The organism is Mycobacterium sp. NGS48, from assembly GCF_059812585.1.
In genome coordinates this window covers 284,736-300,295 of record NZ_JCALCY010000002.1, presented here as the reverse complement: position 1 = coordinate 300,295, position 15,560 = coordinate 284,736, and the positions used below count along the sequence as shown (strand labels likewise).

Sequence of the window (15,560 nt, the reverse complement as noted above, 5' to 3'; positions counted from 1 at the left end):
AGGTCGCCGAACGTACCCGTCGTGACGGAAATCGTTAAGCGAGCAAGGTATCGTCGCACCCGACATTACCGCCCTCAGCAGGCGTTTAACCGACGCGGTGAAATACGCCACACGCGGCTCGGCGCGTACGTTTAGCAGCATGAATGCGCCGCGGGTGAAGCTGACCAATCCCGACAAGGTGCTCTATCCCGCCACCGGCACCACTAAAGCCGAAGTGTTCGACTATTACACCGGTATCGCCGAGGTGATGGTGCCGCACATCGTCGGTCGCGCCGCCACCCGCAAGCGCTGGCCCAATGGTGTTGACGAGCCGTCATTTTTTGAAAAGCAGCTGGCGTCGTCGGCACCGGACTGGCTGCCTCGCGGAAGCGTGGTGCACAAGTCGGGAACGACGACCTATCCGATCATCGACAGCTCGACCGGATTGGCCTGGATCGCACAGCAGGCTGCGCTGGAAGTCCACGTGCCGCAGTGGCGCTTCGTCGCGGAGTGGACACGCAGTGGGGAAGAACTCAAACCCGGGCCTGCAACGCGATTGGTGTTCGACCTCGACCCCGGTGAAGGCGTGACCATGGTTCAACTCGCCGAGGTGGCCCGCGCGGTGCGCGACTTGATCGCCGATATCGGTCTCACGGCGTTCCCGCTTACCAGCGGCAGTAAGGGACTGCATCTCTATGCCCCGCTGGACAACCCGGTGAGCAGCCGCGGAGCCGTGGTAGTAGCCAAACGTATTGCGCAGCAGCTGGAGAAGTCGATGCCGAAGTTGGTCACCGCGACGATGACCAAGAGCTTGCGGGCCGGCAAGGTGTTCCTGGACTGGAGCCAGAACAACGGGTCCAAGACCACGATCGCGCCGTATTCACTGCGCGGTCGCGATCATCCGACGGTCGCTGCGCCGCGCAACTGGGAGGAACTCGACGACAAGCGGCTTCGCCAGTTGAGCTACGACGAGGTGCTGACACGCATCGAGCGCGACGGCGATCTACTGGCGCCGCTGGACGCCGACATTACCCCCGACCGACTGACCAAATACCGCAGTATGCGCGATGCGTCGAAAACACCGGAGCCGGTACCCAGCGAGAAGCCGGTTGTCGGACAGGGCAATACCTTTATCATCCAGGAGCACCACGCCCGTCGGCTGCATTACGACTTTCGACTGGAGCGCGACGGCGTGCTGGTGTCCTGGGCGGTGCCCAAGAATTTGCCTGACACCCCGTCGGTCAATCATCTGGCGGTGCACACCGAGGACCATCCACTGGAGTACGCCACCTTCGAGGGCACGATTCCCAAAGGGGAGTACGGCGGCGGCAAAGTGATCATCTGGGACGCCGGCACCTACGAGACCGAGAAGTTTCGCGACGATGAAGTCATTGTCACGCTGCACGGCAGCCGAATCTCGGGTCGTTACGCACTGATTCAGACCAACGGCGATCAGTGGCTGGCGCACCGGACGAAAGACCAGAAGGTTTTCGAACTCGACGGGCTGAGCCCGATGCTCGCCACGGAGGGCTCGGTGGCGAATCTGAAGGCATCGCAGTGGGCGTTCGAAGGCAAGTGGGACGGCTACCGGTTACTCGCCGATGCCGATCACGGCACCGTTCTGCTGCGATCACGCCGTGGACGCGAAGTCACCAAGGAATATCCTCAATTACGTTCACTGGCAGCTGATTTCACAGACCATCGGATGGTCCTGGACGGGGAAGTTGTCGCGCTTGACGAAGACGGGGTGCCAAGTTTCTCCGAGATGCAGAACCGGGTCCGCGCCACCCGCATCCAATATTGGGCATTCGACCTGTTGTATCTGGACGGTCGGTCGCTGCTGCGCGCCAAATACCGCGATCGCCGCCGCCTGCTGGAAACGCTGGCCACCGGCACCAATCTCATCGTTCCGGACTTGCTGCCCGGCAATGGTGATCAAGCACTGGAATATTCGCGCAAACATCGCTGGGAGGGCGTCGTCGCCAAAAAGCGCGATTCCACCTACCAGCCGGGCCGTCGCTCGTCGTCGTGGATCAAGGACAAGCACTGGAATACGCAGGAAGTCGTCATCGGCGGCTGGCGCGCCGGCGAGGGTGGACGCACCAGCGGTATCGGTTCCCTGCTGATGGGCATACCCGCCGACGGTGGGCTGCACTTCGCAGGGAAGGTCGGCACCGGTTTCACCGAACACGCCCTGGCCACTCTGAAGAAGACATTGGCGCCGTTGCGCACCGACGAATCTCCGTTCAACACACGGCTTCCCACTCGCGACGCCAAGGGAGTGACATTCGTCGAGCCGACGCTGGTCGGTGAGGTCCGCTACAGCGAATGGACATCGGACGGCCGGCTGCGTCAACCCAGCTGGCGCGGTCTGCGGCCCGACAAGTCGCCGGACGAGGTGGTGCGGGAATGACTACCCCGCGGTACGCAGCGCAGCCTCGACGCTCGGGCGGACTGTAAGAAGGTCCTGCAGTTTGGCCGCCGCGGTCATGCGGCGCACGATCGCGGCCTGGCTCACCACAACCAGATCGGTCCCGCGCCGCCGGCACTCCGCCGCCTCCTCCGCCAGAGTCCGCAGCCCGCCCCAGGAGATGAAGTCCAGCCGGCTGATGTCGGCGATCACTGGCCCCGGTGAGCTGACGTGGGCAGCTGCCTCCAGCGTCGCTCGGCGCCAGATCGGCAAGGTGTAGGCGTCTACTTCACCGATGGCGTGGACGATCACGGCAGAACCGTGGTGTGCGAGGTCGACCTGCAGCCGCGCGGCGGTATCCGATAGTTCTTCGATGACAGTGCACATGAGGCAGCTCCAGAATGTTCTGGTGTGAGTTGGCGCTGCCCTGCCCTGTCGAAGACAGACTGATCTTGCATTTTTAGCACGAACACGGTGGTCTGTCTAAAGGTGCTTCTGGGGAGGTGCAGCGTGGACGATCAGGTGTATTCGCTGGCACACGAGCTGGCTGAGGTCGGCCGGCTGAGCGAGGACGAAAATGTGACCATGGTGCTCGAGCGGCTGGTCGGGCGTGCGGCGCGCACCATCCCGGGGTGTGACCACGTGACGATCACCGTAGGCGCCGGGGAAAAGCTCGAGACGGTTGCCGGTGCCGAGGTCACCTCGCTGTGCCATTCGCTGTCCGAAGCAACGCCGTGGCCTGGGCCGATCTTCGACGCGGTGCGCTATCGCGAGCCGCGCCGGGTCGACGACGCGGACACCGAGCAGCGTTGGCCGGGCTTTTCCGACCGGATGCGCGAAGCCGGGTTCCACAGCTGCCTGGCGCTGCCGATGCCCGTGCGACGCCAGCCGCTGGTGGGGTTCACCTTGTTTTCCCGCCGCCCGCATCAGTTCACCGATCAGGCACTGGACTTGGTGTTGCTGTTCGCGCTGCACGCGGGCACCGCGTTTGACAATGCGTCGTTGTACAACGACGCCCGCCAGTTGATCGATCATCTGCACGGCGCCCTGGCGACCCGCGAAGCCATCGGCCAGGCGCAGGGCATATTGATGCGGCGATTCTCCTGCGACGCCAACACGGCATTCGGGCAGTTGCGCCGAATATCTCAGGAGCGGAATATCAAACTGCGGGAAGTAGCGCTCAATATGGTCGACGCGCAGAAGCACGGAAAGCTTGACTCCTTCCTGCCGGACTGGCCCAACTCCCGCGCTACTGCGCAATAGCGGGCGAATCGACATGCGGTGGGTGACATATCTCGGTTCAAATGGAGACACAGCCGACGAGCGCACCGGGGTGCTCTGCGGTGATGCAATCCATGTGATGCCGCCGGGCGCGACGTTGCTCGAGTTGGTCGGGCGCGGCGCCACCGGATTGCAAGAAGCGGGCCAGGCGGTGTTGCATTCGCCGCATACCGTGGTGCGATTGAACGAGGTGACGCTGCTGGCGCCGATCCCGCGCCCGCCGTCGATCCGGGATTCGCTCTGCTTTTTGGACCACATGCGCAACTGCCAGGCCGCGATGGGCGGCGGCCGGGGACTCAAAGACACCTGGTACCGCATCCCGGCGTTCTACTTCGCCTGTCCCTCGACGGTTCTCGGACCGTATGAAGACGCTTCCACGGCACCCGGAAGTGCCTGGCAAGACTTCGAATTGGAGATCGCGGCAGTAATCGGCAGCGCAGGCAAAGACTTGTCGGTCGAGGAGGCGGAGCAGGCGATCATCGGCTACATGATCTTCAACGACTGGTCGGCACGCGACCTGCAGCAGTTGGAAGGCCAACTGGGCATCGGTCAGGCCAAGGGCAAAGACAGCGGCGTGACGCTAGGTCCCTACCTGGTCACGCCTGACGAACTCGAGTCCTACTGCCGCGACGGCAAACTCAGCCTCGACGTCACTGCAATGGTCAACGACACGGTGATCGGTTCGGGCTCGACAGGCTCGATGGACTGGAGTTTCGGTGAAGTGATCTCCTACGCCTCGCGCGGCGTAACCCTTACTCCCGGTGACGTTTTCGGCTCCGGCACCGTTCCGACGTGTACGCTCGTCGAGCACCTCGACCCGGCGAACCCAGAATCGTTCCCCGGCTGGCTGCACGACGGCGATGTCGTCACGCTCAGAGTCCAAGGGCTGGGCGAAATCCGCCAAACCGTCCGCCACACGCCCGCACCGCACCCCCTGCCGCCACGGCCCGACCCGCAGGCCACGGCCAGCACACGCGTCAACCGGGCGCCAGCGAAGGTGCCCTATACCCGCGGACTGCACGAGGTCGCTCCGCGGGTGTGGGCATGGATGCTGCCGGACGGCGGATACGGCTGGAGCAACGCCGGATTGGTCGCGGCCGATGGTGCGTCGCTGCTCGTCGACACCCTCTTCGACCTGCCGCTGACCCGTGAAATGCTGACCGCGATGAAGCCGATCACCGCTGCCGCTCCGATCACCGACGCGCTGATCACCCACTCCAACGGCGACCACACCCACGGCAACCAACTGCTGGACCGCTCGGTGCGAATCATTGCCGCCAAGGGCACCGCCGAGGAGATCGCCCACGGGATGGCCCCCGAAATGCTGGCGATGACCCAAACCGTCGACCTGGGCTCGGTCGCAACGCGGTATCTGCGAGACCGCTTCGGGCCCTTCGACTTCAGCGGCATCCGGCTGCGGAACGCCGACCAGACTTTCGACGACGAACTGACCATCGACGTCGGTGGACGGGAAGTGCGGCTGCTGAACCTGGGACCCGCCCACACCGCAGCCGACTCGGTCGTGCACGTGCCAGACGCAGGCGTGCTGTTCGCCGGTGATCTGCTGTTCATCGGCTGCACGCCGATTGTGTGGGCCGGTCCGATCGCCAACTGGGTGGCGGCCTGCGACGCGATGATCGCGCTAGACCCGGCGACGGTGGTCCCGGGCCACGGCCCGGTCACCGACCTGGATGGTATCCGCGCGGTTCGCGGGTATCTCGTCCACGTCAACGAGCAGGCCCAGGCGGCTTGGCGCAACGGCTTGTCGTTCGCGGAGGCGGCCGACGCCATCGACCTCGGCGGGTATGCGGACTGGCTGGACGCCGAGCGCGTCGTCGTCAACGTCTATCAGCGTTATCGCGAACTCGACCCGGGCACACCGCAACTGGAGCCGATGGCGCTATTGGCCATGCAGGCCGAGTGGTCCGCCAAACACAACTGACGGTCAAGGCAACAACGGCAACCGCCACAACCGCGTAGCCGGATCCAGCAGATAAAACCGCGTCGCGGTCAGTCGCACAATACGCAGCGTGCCGCTGATCAGGACGGCCGCCAGCGTCAGGGCCACCACGGCGGTCAGCAGCGACGCCCACATGTCGCGCGGGCCGGCGGTCATCACGTCGAACCATACGTCGCAGATCAACAAGATCCCGGTGGTGAACGCGGACAAGATCAAGATCTGGCGGCGCAGGAAACCGAGCACGGCAGTCGCGGCCATGAACAGGACCAGCAGAGTGTCGAATCCCACCCAGGTCGCTGGCCAATTATGGGCGACGTATGTGTCGGGCAGGGTGAAGGCGAGATAGACGATCCACGGAATCAGTCCTGCCGCACCGCTGATCATGAGTCCGAGCCGGATTCGACGGTCTCGCTCGTATTCTGTCGGAGGGGCCAGCTCGGCAAGAGGGCGCTGCAGCCGGCGGACCAACTCACGACGCTCGGCCAAGGACATCGCGGCGATAGCGGTATCGGAGAGAATGTTCTCAGTCATTGGCCGCCTTTCTTAGGTCGTTAACCCTTGATGCCACCGTAGGTCGTCAGTCGCCTACGGTTCCGGTATGGCTGCTGTGGAAATGGAACGCCTCGAGGACAACATCGCTTGCGTCACGCTGAATCGGCCGGAACGCCTCAACGCGATCGACGGGTCACTGCTCGACGGCATAGACGACGCCCTGGACCAGCTCAGCGTGGGCGAGTACCGGGCGGCGATCCTGACCGGCGCGGGCCGCGGCTTTTGCGCCGGCGCCGACCTCAGCGGCACGGGTGAGCCCTGGACAGCGCCGGCCGCAGCCGAGTTCAAGACCAGCTACGACGGCCAGGTCCGGCTGGCCGATCAACTGACCCGGCTCTACGAGTTGCCCATCCCGGTGATCGCCGCGGTCAACGGGGTGGCCGTCGGCGGCGGGTTGGCCTACGCGTTGCATTGCGACATTCGGATCGCATCCGACGCGGCCCGGTTCGGGTCGGTATTCATCAAAGCCGGATTCTCCTCGATGGACATGGGCACCAGCTATCTGCTGCCCAAGATCGTCGGAGCGGGCGTGGCCCGTGAACTGATGTTGACCGGCCGGATCATCGATGCGGCCGAGGCTTATCGGATCACTTTGGTCCATGAAGTCGTGGCACCGGACGCGCTGACCGAGACAGCGCTGGGGATGGCGCGCTCGATCGCCGCGAACAATGCCTACGGGGTGTGGCAGACCAAGATCGGGCTGAACGCCGCGCTGGACGCGCCCAGCCTGCGGCACGCCAAGGAGATCGAAAACCGCACCCAGATCATCAGTGGATTCACCAACAATCCGGTCGAAGCGGCCAGGGCGCACCGCGAGAAACGGACCGCGAATTGGGATCCACTGTAACGGTTATACTTTCGCTATCACTTTCTCGGCGAACTTCTCCAAGTTACGGATCTTGGTATCCAGCGGCTCGGTGTCGGGTCCCTTGATGTAGGGGACCCGGAAACCGACGATGACGTCGGTGACACCCTTGTCCTCCAACCGCTTGATCCCGTCGACAGTGAACCCATCGGCCGAGATCACGTGGATCTCAAACGGGCCATCGTTGCCCTGTTCGTCGCGAAATCGCTTGAGCCGCACAATCAAGTCGTCGAGGTCGGCTGGGTCACCGCCGCCGTGCATCCAGCCATCAGCACGTGCCGCCCGCCGCAAAGCGGCATCGGCATGCCCGCCAACCAGGATCGGGATCGGTTTGGTGGGTGCCGGGGTCATCTTGGTCTTGGGGATGTCGTAGAACTCGCCGTGGAATTCGAAGTAGTCACCGGTGGTGAGTCCGCGCACAATCTCGATGCATTCGTCAATGCGCTTGCCGCGCTTCGCGAACGGGACACCCATCAGCTCGTAATCGTCGGGCCACGGGCTGGTGCCCACGCCCAGCCCTACCCGGTTGCCGATCAGCGCCGCCAGCGAGCCGGCCTGTTTCGCCACCAGAGCCGGCGGCCGGATCGGCAGCTTGAGCACGAAGAAGTTGAACCTCAACGTCGTCGTCACCGCGCCCAAAGCGGCGGTCAGCACGAACGTCTCGATGAACGCCTTGCCGTCCAGGAACTCGCGGTTGCCGTCGGGCGTATACGGATACGTCGAGTCGGACTCGTAGGGATAGGCGATGCTGTCCGGAATAGTCATGCTGGCATACCCGGCTGCCTCGGCAGCCTTGGCCAACGGGACGTAAAACGTCGGATCCGTCATCGCCTCGGCATAGCTGAACCGCACACCGCCTCCAGTCCTGGGAATCGCAAGTCGTCAACCGAATACTAGAACCTGTTACAACGGGCAAAGGGCAGAGCTGACGTGGCGTGCAGTAGTTGCCTCAGCGGTTCAACACAGATGCGGTGCAGGCATTCGAACTGCTCAAGCGGTTGTCGCAGGACTCGAACACGCCGGTGGCGGCAGTCGCGCGGGGGCTCGTCGAATCAGCGCACCTGAGTTGACGGCGGGTCAGAGTTGGTTCTCCGGACCGACGAGCGCCCACACTGCCTTCCCGGACTGCCTCGGTGTGCAACCCCAGGAACGGGATGCTGCGGCCACGATCGCCAGTCCGGATACTCGATTGCCGTGGGCCGGGTCTTCACGAAGTACTGCCAAGGTCCGGCAGGTGTCGTGCACCGTGATGGTGACCGTCACGCCATTCGTTTCCAGCTCCAGGATCGCCGAGCTGTCGGTGTGTTGGAGCACATTCTCGACGAACACGTTGGCGATCACCGTCGCGGCCGGGATGAGTTCAGCTTGTGACCAGGCCCCCAGCCACTCAGCCACCAGCTGGCGGGCGCAACGCAGGCTGCCAAGTGAGGCCGGCAGCTCCCGGCGGAAACGGCGGCGAAATGATCGATCGTTGCCGAAACGAAGCGCGTGCAGGGCAGCCTCGACCGTTGGATATACCGGCACATGGCGTGTGACGCCGCTTCGGGTAATAGCGGCTCGTATGCCGTCATCCGCACATGCCAGGACTATCGGCACGTCGGGCCAGGTGCGGACGTGCCAGCGTGCACTGCTGAACGCCGACCACGCCGAGGGGGCCGGGACCTCCAGTGAAGTCACATCGACAACGACTGCGCGCAGTTCGCCCAGGGCCGCCTCGATGATCGAGTCCCGCAGCTTCAGATAAGTGCTGCTGTCCAGCACACCGTCGACGGTGGCCAGCGATGCATATTGCGTGGTGGCCGCGCAAATCATCAATTGACCGGTCTCCCTGGACAGGATGCCCCTCCCAGATAGCTCACACAACGCTGAATGCAACGCGTTTTAACCGGGGCCACGCCCCGAGTGACCACTTCGCCTTGCTCCTGTCCGGCAAGTACCCCTTAGAAGGCGTAGTCAATCGTGTCAGCGACTCCCATCACGTCAGCCAGCCGCGCGCGGAGACAATTTACAACTGAGCCGTAGTGACTTCGAGACCGTCCAATGCGAAAGGCGGGGCGCCTACGCCGAGGATCGAGTGCGTACCCTGCGATGTCTCCTCGGTAATGCGTGCGGCCGCGCTGCGCTCGCCGATCGCCAGGACCACTGCCCCGGCCTGCTTGCCGAGATCGGTCGGCACTCGATTGTAAATAGTTCCCTGCCAGTGGTATTGGCCGTCGATCGGATCGACGTGGCCGGTCAGGTGAACGCGTACCTCGCGGCAGGCGCCGGCGATGGTCAGCGTCGCGGGGCCCTTATAGGTTTGGCCGTCTATTCCGGCGCGGGACAACTCGAATGCTGATGCCACCAGACGACGCCGCCTGCAGCGCAGGTAGACGTGTTCGTTGAACGTCTGCGCACTGCTGCGGCGCACCTCGATGCGGGTACTGCCGCTGCGGTTCATCAATTGCAGGCATTTGGCGACGTGGCGTTCGGTATTGGATGCGGCGGCCAGGAAGTAGTTGGGGAAACCGTGCATAGCGATACCGAGGTAGGGCTCCATGCCGTCCTGCCAGGCCTGTTGGATGCTGAGTCCGTGAGCGCCGATCAGCGTGTCTGCCGGGAGCTGCGCGGGAACCGTGAAACCGGTGCCGTAGATAATCGCGTCCACGTCATAGTGGGCGCCATCACAGGTGCGGATGCCCGACGCGGTGATGACGTCGACGGGGGAGCGCACCGGTTTGACCGATGTGCGCCGCCATCGCCGGCGGGGCGTGCGGATGATCCGCCGCGGTGAATGGGGGAAGATCTCGACCGACGCCGCCGATGTGATCAGTCGGCCGATCCACTGCCCGGCGGCCGAGTCGGCGCCAATGACCGCCACCCGTTTACCGGCTGGCTCGAACTGAGTATCGCCTGCAGCTGCCGCGAATGCCAGTCCACCAAAGTCGTTGCGCCCGGGCAGGTCTGGAATCCACGGGACGAAGGGCGATGCGCAGCCGACGACAACCCGGCCACGGCATGTTTCGCCGCCACTGGTGGTCAGTGTCCAGGTGGCGGCGTCGTCGTCGAATACCGAACTGACGACTTCTCGGTCCACGAGCGTGAAATCAGCGATACCGGCGTTGCGCAGTTGCGTGGCGGCCGTCGCGTCGCCGACGACGACGACCTCTGGGAGGTTACTGATCACAGGAACTTGCTGCGCGTCCAGCCGCGCCGGGCGATCCGGCCCATCAGACCCACCTCGGTCAGAAACGCCGCCAACGGCGCGAAACCGGCCACTTGAATTTCGTGACGGTGCGGGCTGTTTCGTGCAGTGTTGCGCGCCCGTCGCGCATCCAGGCCCGCCCGCGCATAGGGCACCGGGTTGGTGAACAAGTAGCGGAAGAACCATCCGCCCAGGCCGTTGACGTTGGCAACCAGCCACCGGTTGAGCCGCCCCATGTGCGGCACCCGCTTGCGCAGCCCGTCGCGCGCGAACTGGATGTGGCGGGCTTCTTCGGTGACGTGAATTCGCATCAGCCGCTGGATCATCGGCTGCAACTCGGGGTCGTCCATCATTTGTCGCTGCAGTGAGTCGAAAATCTCTTCGCCGATCAGCGCCGCCACCCACAGCACCGGCCCGCGGAAGAACAGCGGCAAGATGTTGATCACCATGCGCTGGTACAGCCGGGGACGCACCGGCCTGGCGCCCACCCGTTCGATGGCCTTACCGAACATCACCATGTGCCGGGTTTCGTCACCGAGTTCGGTCAGGGCGTAGTGCGACGACCGGGTGGTCGGGTCCGCGTGAATGAGTTTGCGCAGCAAGGCCTGGTTGAGCATGTTCTCGAACCAGATGCCCGCCGACAGCGTGTTGACCAGTTCCTGGCGGGACAGCTCGATGCGCTGGGCGCGCGTCATCTCTTCCCACATCGGCGTGCCGTAGAGCGACACGATTTTCGGCGGGAGAAAAAACTTGTCCGGGTCCAGCGGGGCGTCCCAGTCGATGTCGACGACGGGCGCATAGGACTTCTTGACCGAGCCTTTGAGCAACCGCTCGGAGAATTCCTCACGACCGGGCCCGGCCGGCTTCAACGCAGTAGTCATGGGCGCCGCTCCTCCTCGCTTCGCTCTGAATCAGACGGTAGGAAGCGCGCAAGAAGATGTCAATACCCAGGGTATCGGATACTGGTGGTCTCGGCTATTTACTGCGGTTAAGCTTTCCTGGCGATGGGCAAGCGGCACATTCACGTCATCGGGATCGGTGCCGGAGATCCCGGTTATCTGACCGTGCAGGCGATCGAGGCACTCAACGACACTCAAGTGTTCTTCGCGATGGACAAGGGTGCTGCCAAAAGCGATCTGATGGCGTTGCGTCGAAAAATCTGCGCACGGTTCATCCGTGAGCCGGGGTATCGATTCGTCGAGTTGCCCGATCCCACGCGTTCCGCGGACGGCGATTATCGAGGCGCGGTGTCGGACTGGCACGCGGCCCGCGCGCGGCTCTGGTCAGCCGCGATCGCGTCTGAACTCGGTCCCGACGACGTCGGTGCGTTTCTGGCCTGGGGTGACCCGTCGCTCTACGACAGCACGCTGCGCATCCTCGACACGGTCGCTGCCGAGGCCGACATCAGCTACGACGTCATCCCGGGCGTCACCGCCGTGCAGGCGCTGACGGCACGGCACCGCATTCCGCTCAACGATGTCGGCGAACCCGTGCTGATCACCACCGGCCGACAGCTTCGCGCCCATGGGCTGTCCGGCTCGGCAGTTGTCATGCTCGACGGCGAGTGCTCGTTTCTCGCCTGTCCGCCAGCGACCCGGATCTGGTGGGGTGCCTATCTGGGCACGGAAGATGAGCTGCTGATATCGGGCACGGTCGGCGAGGACGGCGAGCAGATCGCATCGCTGCGCGCCGAGGCCCGGGCCCGCCACGGCTGGATTATGGATACCTATTTATTGCGCGCCGCGGAGTAGGTTCCTCGCCATGGGTCCATTTCTGTTTCGTGCCGCGGTGACCGGCTTCGCGTTGTGGGTGGTCACGCTTGTCGTCGACGGGATCAGGTTTGTCGGTGGCGGCACACCGATGCAGAGGATCGGGATCGTCTTCATCGTCGCGGTGATCTTTGGCCTGGTCAACGCGGTCATCAAACCGATCGTGCAGATCCTGTCGATTCCTCTGTACATCCTGACGCTCGGGTTGATCCACATCGTCATCAATGCGTTGATGCTGTGGATCACCGCCGGAATCACCGACCACACCACGCACTGGGGCTTGCAAATCGACCACTTCTGGTGGACCGCCATCTGGGCTGCGATCGTGTTGTCGATCGTGAGCTGGCTGCTGTCCCTCGTGGTGCGCGACGCCCGGCGCATCACTCGGGTGTGACCGGCAGACTGGACGCATGCCCGAACTGCCCGAAGTCGAAGCGCTCGCCGACTACCTGCGCCAGCACGCCGTCGGCTTGACGATCGGCCGGGTCGATGTCGTCGCGTTTTCGGTGCTCAAGACCTTCGACCCGCCGGTGGGCGCGCTGCACGGCCAACCCGTCACCGGGGCGCACCGCTGGGGCAAGTACCTGGGCCTGCAGGTCGGCGACCTGTTTCTGATCGCGCACCTGTCCCGGGCAGGTTGGTTGCGCTGGTCCGACAAGCTGGCCGGGGCGCCGCTGCGGCCGGGTAAGGGCCCGATCGCGCTGCGGGTTCATCTCGGTGTGCCCGGCGAAGCGCCCGGGTTCGACCTCACCGAGGCCGGCACCCAGAAACGGTTGGCGGTGTGGCTCGTCGAGGACCCGATGACAGTGCCGGGAATCAGCGTGCTCGGGCCGGACGCGCTGCAGGTCGGGGTCGAGGAGTTGGCCGAGTTGCTGGCGGGCAACACCGGCCGGATCAAGACCGTCATCACCGACCAGAAGGTGATCGCCGGCATCGGCAACGCCTACAGCGACGAGATCTTGCACGTCGCCAAGATCTCGCCGTTCGCCACCGCCGGCAAACTCTCGGATGGTCAACTGGCCGCACTGCACGAGGCGATGGTGTCGGTGCTTACCGATGCCGTGTCCCGTTCGGTCGGCCAACAGGCCGCGACGTTGAAGGGCGAGAAGCGTTCCGGGCTGCGAGTGCATGCGCGCACCGGGATGCCGTGCCCGGTGTGCGGGGACACCGTGCGCGAAGTGTCGTTTGCCGACAAGTCGTTTCAGTACTGCCCGACCTGCCAGACCGGCGGCAAGGTGCTGGCTGACCGGCGGATGTCGCGGCTCTTGAAATAGTTGCGCTGCGCGAGCGTCGACTTGTTGTGCGGCCCACCAGTGGTTTGGCCCGACAACTCGACGTTCGAGGGGCGGTCGCTATGCTGCCCGGGTGCCTCGACAGAAGATCCTCATCACCGGCGCGAGCTCGGGCCTGGGCGCCGGAATGGCGCGCGCGTTTGCCGCCAAGGGCCGCGACCTGGCGCTGTGCGCCCGTCGCACCGACCGGCTGGATGAGATCAAAGCCGAACTGACGCAACAACATCCGGGCATCACGGTGGGCGTCGCGGCGCTGGACGTCAACGACCACGAGCAGGTGCCCAAAGTGTTCGGCGTGCTGTCCGACGAGCTCGGCGGCATTGACCGCATCATCGTCAACGCCGGCATAGGCAAGGGTGCGCCGCTGGGCTCGGGCAAGCTGTGGGCCAACAAGGCGACCATCGAGACCAATTTGGTGTCGGCGCTGGTGCAGATCGAGGTCGCCTTGGAGATGTTCAAGCAGGCCGGGTCGGGGCACCTGGTGCTGATCTCGTCGGTGCTGGGCAACAAGGGGGTGCCGGGCGTCAAGGCGGCGTATGCGGCCAGCAAGGCCGGGGTGACGTCGCTGGGTGAATCGCTGCGCGCCGAGTACGCCAAGGGCCCGATTAGGGTCACTGTGCTGGAGCCTGGCTACATCGAGTCGGAGATGACGGCCAAGTCGGCGAGCACCATGCTGATGGTGGACAACGAGACCGGGGTGAAGGCAATGGTCGCCGCGATCGAACGCGAATCTGGCCGCGCCGTCGTCCCGGCCTGGCCGTGGGCACCGCTGGTTCAATTGATGCGAGTGTTGCCGCCGCAGCTGACGAAGCGTTTCGCTTAATCTCTTGCTCGAGCGTGCGTGTCCCGGCCGCACGCCCGGCGTGTCGGCCGGAGACACGCACGCTCGCGGTTAAGAGGCTCAGTGCGGGACTGGCGTGTAATGCGCTGCGTCGGTGGTGAATTCGGGCTTGCCGTAGGTCGCCAGCCGAAGCTTGAGGAGCCCGATGACATATGCGTCGGTGATTTCCCGAAGCACGGGAATGCGGCTGGCCTGACTCACGGCGGTGAAACGTCCGATGATGAAGGGCGCGGTGAGGGCGACGCGCATGAGGTCGGTCGGCCCCATCGATACGCCCATGGCTTCGGCGACCTCGCGGTCACCACCGCAGAACGTGCGGACGAACGTCAGCTTGGAAAAGCTCTTCTCGACCGCCTCGGCGCAACGGTCGAACAGCGTGGTGTCGGGGCGCAGATAGGCCGCCATCGTGCCGCTGACCAGTTCGCGGCAGATGTCGTCGAATCCGTCGCGCAGCAGCGCCGAACGCGCGTGCATGACGTGCATGATGTCGGCAGGTTCGGAGGGCAGGAGTTCGGGCGGTAAGCCGAGCAAAAAGCAGCGATACCTGGCGAATTCGACGGCGGCACGTTCCTGTTTGGTGAACTTCGTCCGGCCCTCCTGACGCGCTTTGCGAGCCAACAGGTACTGGCCGATCATTCCGGCGGGCATCTGGTCGACCTGCGGTATCGGCATGCCGTAGATCCCGACGTCCCACTTCTCGGATCTCTTCAGCGCGTTGTAGCGGACCATCGAATGCATCAACCGGACCATGGCGGCGGCTTCGAAGCCGGGGCCGTACCGGTCCAGCGCACCGGGCAGGGTGGTGACGGCGAAGAAACTGGCCGTCTCGTTGACCCGCCGGGCGGCCCGTTTGCCCGAGAGCGCGCCGGTCAGGGCCATCGGCAGCGCGGCGTAGGTGTTGGTGAAGGTCGCGATGAAGGCCCCGCGCGTGATGAAGGGGGCCAGCAGCGCCGCGGGGATGCGCTCCTGCCGGGCGCCCTCGCGTACCCGGTCGAAGTCGATCCACTCCGGAGTGGCCTCCATCGCGGCGATGAACGACGCGAGCTCGGGGGGCGCCTCGGGGACCGCCTCGATGCCCTCGCGGCACGCCCTTTTGAGCATGTCGATCAGCTGCGTGACGCTGTGCGTGGCCATCAGCGCCGCGTAGGGATCGGCGACGACGTCGCCGAGCAGGGTAGCCGTACTGATCAATTCCAGAACGCGGTCGTCTTCCAGGATCGGCGCGCGGTCGGCGACCCAGGTGGGCAGGGCCGAATCGACGTCGGGCTCGGTGGCGAGGCGATCCGGCTGCTGGTCGAAGTCGAAGTCCCCGTAGAGGTCGGGCTGCAAATCGCGCTGGCTTCGGACTCGCTTGGCGAGTTCGGGGTAGTACGTGACCATCACAACCTCCCGCTAACTAACAGTTAGTGAGTAATACTCACAAGTTG

General features: G+C 64.5%; 16 protein-coding genes and 1 pseudogene. 10 read left to right on the top strand and 7 right to left on the bottom strand.

The features are described 5' to 3' along the window. Positions 1-139: 139 nt before the first annotated feature. Positions 140-2,392 carry an ATP-dependent DNA ligase gene (locus AC5Y42_RS05080; RefSeq protein ID WP_499896281.1) on the top strand — a complete coding sequence of 751 codons (2,253 nt, stop codon included), beginning with the start codon at positions 140-142 and terminating at the stop codon, positions 2,390-2,392. Here AC5Y42_RS05080 and AC5Y42_RS05075 read toward each other — a convergent pair whose 3' ends face one another. Beyond that, positions 2,393-2,776: an anti-sigma factor antagonist gene (locus AC5Y42_RS05075; RefSeq protein WP_499896280.1), complete on the bottom strand. Its 384-nt coding sequence runs from the start codon at positions 2,774-2,776 to the stop codon at positions 2,393-2,395. It abuts the gene before it with no gap. 123 nt (positions 2,777-2,899) lie between these two features. Between AC5Y42_RS05075 and AC5Y42_RS05070 the strand changes: the two genes are divergently transcribed. Together AC5Y42_RS05070 and AC5Y42_RS05065 are read left to right on the top strand one after the other, a co-directional pair. After that, the gene (locus tag AC5Y42_RS05070; protein ID WP_499896279.1) at positions 2,900-3,652 is read left to right on the top strand and encodes an ANTAR domain-containing protein; all 753 of its coding nucleotides are present in this window, start codon (positions 2,900-2,902) and stop codon (positions 3,650-3,652) included. A gap of 13 nt (positions 3,653-3,665) precedes the next feature. Continuing rightward, the gene (locus tag AC5Y42_RS05065) at positions 3,666-5,612 is read left to right on the top strand and encodes a fumarylacetoacetate hydrolase family protein (protein WP_499896278.1); all 1,947 of its coding nucleotides are present in this window, start codon (positions 3,666-3,668) and stop codon (positions 5,610-5,612) included. Between the two features lie 3 nt (positions 5,613-5,615). Here AC5Y42_RS05065 and AC5Y42_RS05060 read toward each other — a convergent pair whose 3' ends face one another. Next, a complete protein-coding gene (locus tag AC5Y42_RS05060; RefSeq protein WP_499896276.1) occupies positions 5,616-6,161 on the bottom strand; it encodes a hypothetical protein in 546 nt (181 codons plus the stop codon). 67 nt (positions 6,162-6,228) lie between these two features. Here AC5Y42_RS05060 and AC5Y42_RS05055 point away from each other — a divergent pair, with 67 nt between their 5' ends. Further along, the gene (locus AC5Y42_RS05055; protein ID WP_499896275.1) at positions 6,229-7,029 is read left to right on the top strand and encodes an enoyl-CoA hydratase/isomerase family protein; all 801 of its coding nucleotides are present in this window, start codon (positions 6,229-6,231) and stop codon (positions 7,027-7,029) included. A 3-nt stretch (positions 7,030-7,032) separates the two neighbouring features. Here the strand turns inward: AC5Y42_RS05055 and AC5Y42_RS05050 are convergent, their stop codons facing one another. Then, the gene (locus AC5Y42_RS05050; protein WP_499896274.1) at positions 7,033-7,899 is read right to left on the bottom strand and encodes an LLM class flavin-dependent oxidoreductase; all 867 of its coding nucleotides are present in this window, start codon (positions 7,897-7,899) and stop codon (positions 7,033-7,035) included. A 92-nt stretch (positions 7,900-7,991) separates the two neighbouring features. Here AC5Y42_RS05050 and AC5Y42_RS05045 point away from each other — a divergent pair, with 92 nt between their 5' ends. Then, positions 7,992-8,117, top strand: coding sequence for an ANTAR domain-containing protein (locus AC5Y42_RS05045; RefSeq protein WP_499896272.1), 126 nt, complete (start codon positions 7,992-7,994; stop codon positions 8,115-8,117). Between the two features lie 7 nt (positions 8,118-8,124). Here AC5Y42_RS05045 and AC5Y42_RS05040 read toward each other — a convergent pair whose 3' ends face one another. The 3 genes from AC5Y42_RS05040 to AC5Y42_RS05030 all read right to left on the bottom strand — a co-directional run bounded on the left by AC5Y42_RS05040 (position 8,125) and on the right by AC5Y42_RS05030 (position 11,112). Then, positions 8,125-8,859 (bottom strand): STAS domain-containing protein, encoded by a 735-nt coding sequence (locus AC5Y42_RS05040; protein ID WP_499896769.1) that lies wholly within the window; start codon positions 8,857-8,859, stop codon positions 8,125-8,127. Positions 8,860-9,052: 193 nt separating this feature from the next. Next, on the bottom strand, positions 9,053-10,213 hold the full coding sequence (locus AC5Y42_RS05035) for a DUF4873 domain-containing protein (RefSeq protein WP_499896270.1): 1,161 nt from the start codon (positions 10,211-10,213) through the stop codon (positions 9,053-9,055). Further along, complete coding sequence (locus AC5Y42_RS05030; protein ID WP_499896269.1) at positions 10,210-11,112, bottom strand: AurF N-oxygenase family protein; 903 nt, start codon at positions 11,110-11,112, stop codon at positions 10,210-10,212. The genes AC5Y42_RS05035 and AC5Y42_RS05030 overlap by 4 nt, the downstream gene beginning before the upstream one ends. A gap of 123 nt (positions 11,113-11,235) precedes the next feature. Here AC5Y42_RS05030 and cobF point away from each other — a divergent pair, with 123 nt between their 5' ends. The 5 genes and pseudogenes from cobF (at position 11,236) to AC5Y42_RS05005 (ending at position 14,115) form a co-directional block, all read left to right on the top strand. After that, positions 11,236-11,982 (top strand): precorrin-6A synthase (deacetylating), encoded by a 747-nt coding sequence (gene cobF, locus AC5Y42_RS05025; RefSeq protein WP_499896267.1) that lies wholly within the window; start codon positions 11,236-11,238, stop codon positions 11,980-11,982. A 10-nt stretch (positions 11,983-11,992) separates the two neighbouring features. Beyond that, positions 11,993-12,394, top strand: coding sequence for a phage holin family protein (locus AC5Y42_RS05020; protein ID WP_499896265.1), 402 nt, complete (start codon positions 11,993-11,995; stop codon positions 12,392-12,394). 16 nt (positions 12,395-12,410) lie between these two features. Continuing rightward, positions 12,411-12,647, top strand: a pseudogene (locus tag AC5Y42_RS05015) (DNA-formamidopyrimidine glycosylase family protein); the annotation flags it as partial. 153 nt (positions 12,648-12,800) lie between these two features. Next, positions 12,801-13,274: a zinc finger domain-containing protein gene (locus AC5Y42_RS05010; protein WP_499896767.1), complete on the top strand. Its 474-nt coding sequence runs from the start codon at positions 12,801-12,803 to the stop codon at positions 13,272-13,274. 91 nt (positions 13,275-13,365) lie between these two features. After that, positions 13,366-14,115, top strand: coding sequence for an SDR family oxidoreductase (locus AC5Y42_RS05005; RefSeq protein WP_499896264.1), 750 nt, complete (start codon positions 13,366-13,368; stop codon positions 14,113-14,115). Positions 14,116-14,193: 78 nt separating this feature from the next. On the opposite strand, the gene AC5Y42_RS05000 is transcribed toward AC5Y42_RS05005, so the two are convergent. Further along, a complete protein-coding gene (locus AC5Y42_RS05000) occupies positions 14,194-15,513 on the bottom strand; it encodes an oxygenase MpaB family protein (protein WP_499896262.1) in 1,320 nt (439 codons plus the stop codon). Positions 15,514-15,560 lie beyond the last annotated feature (47 nt).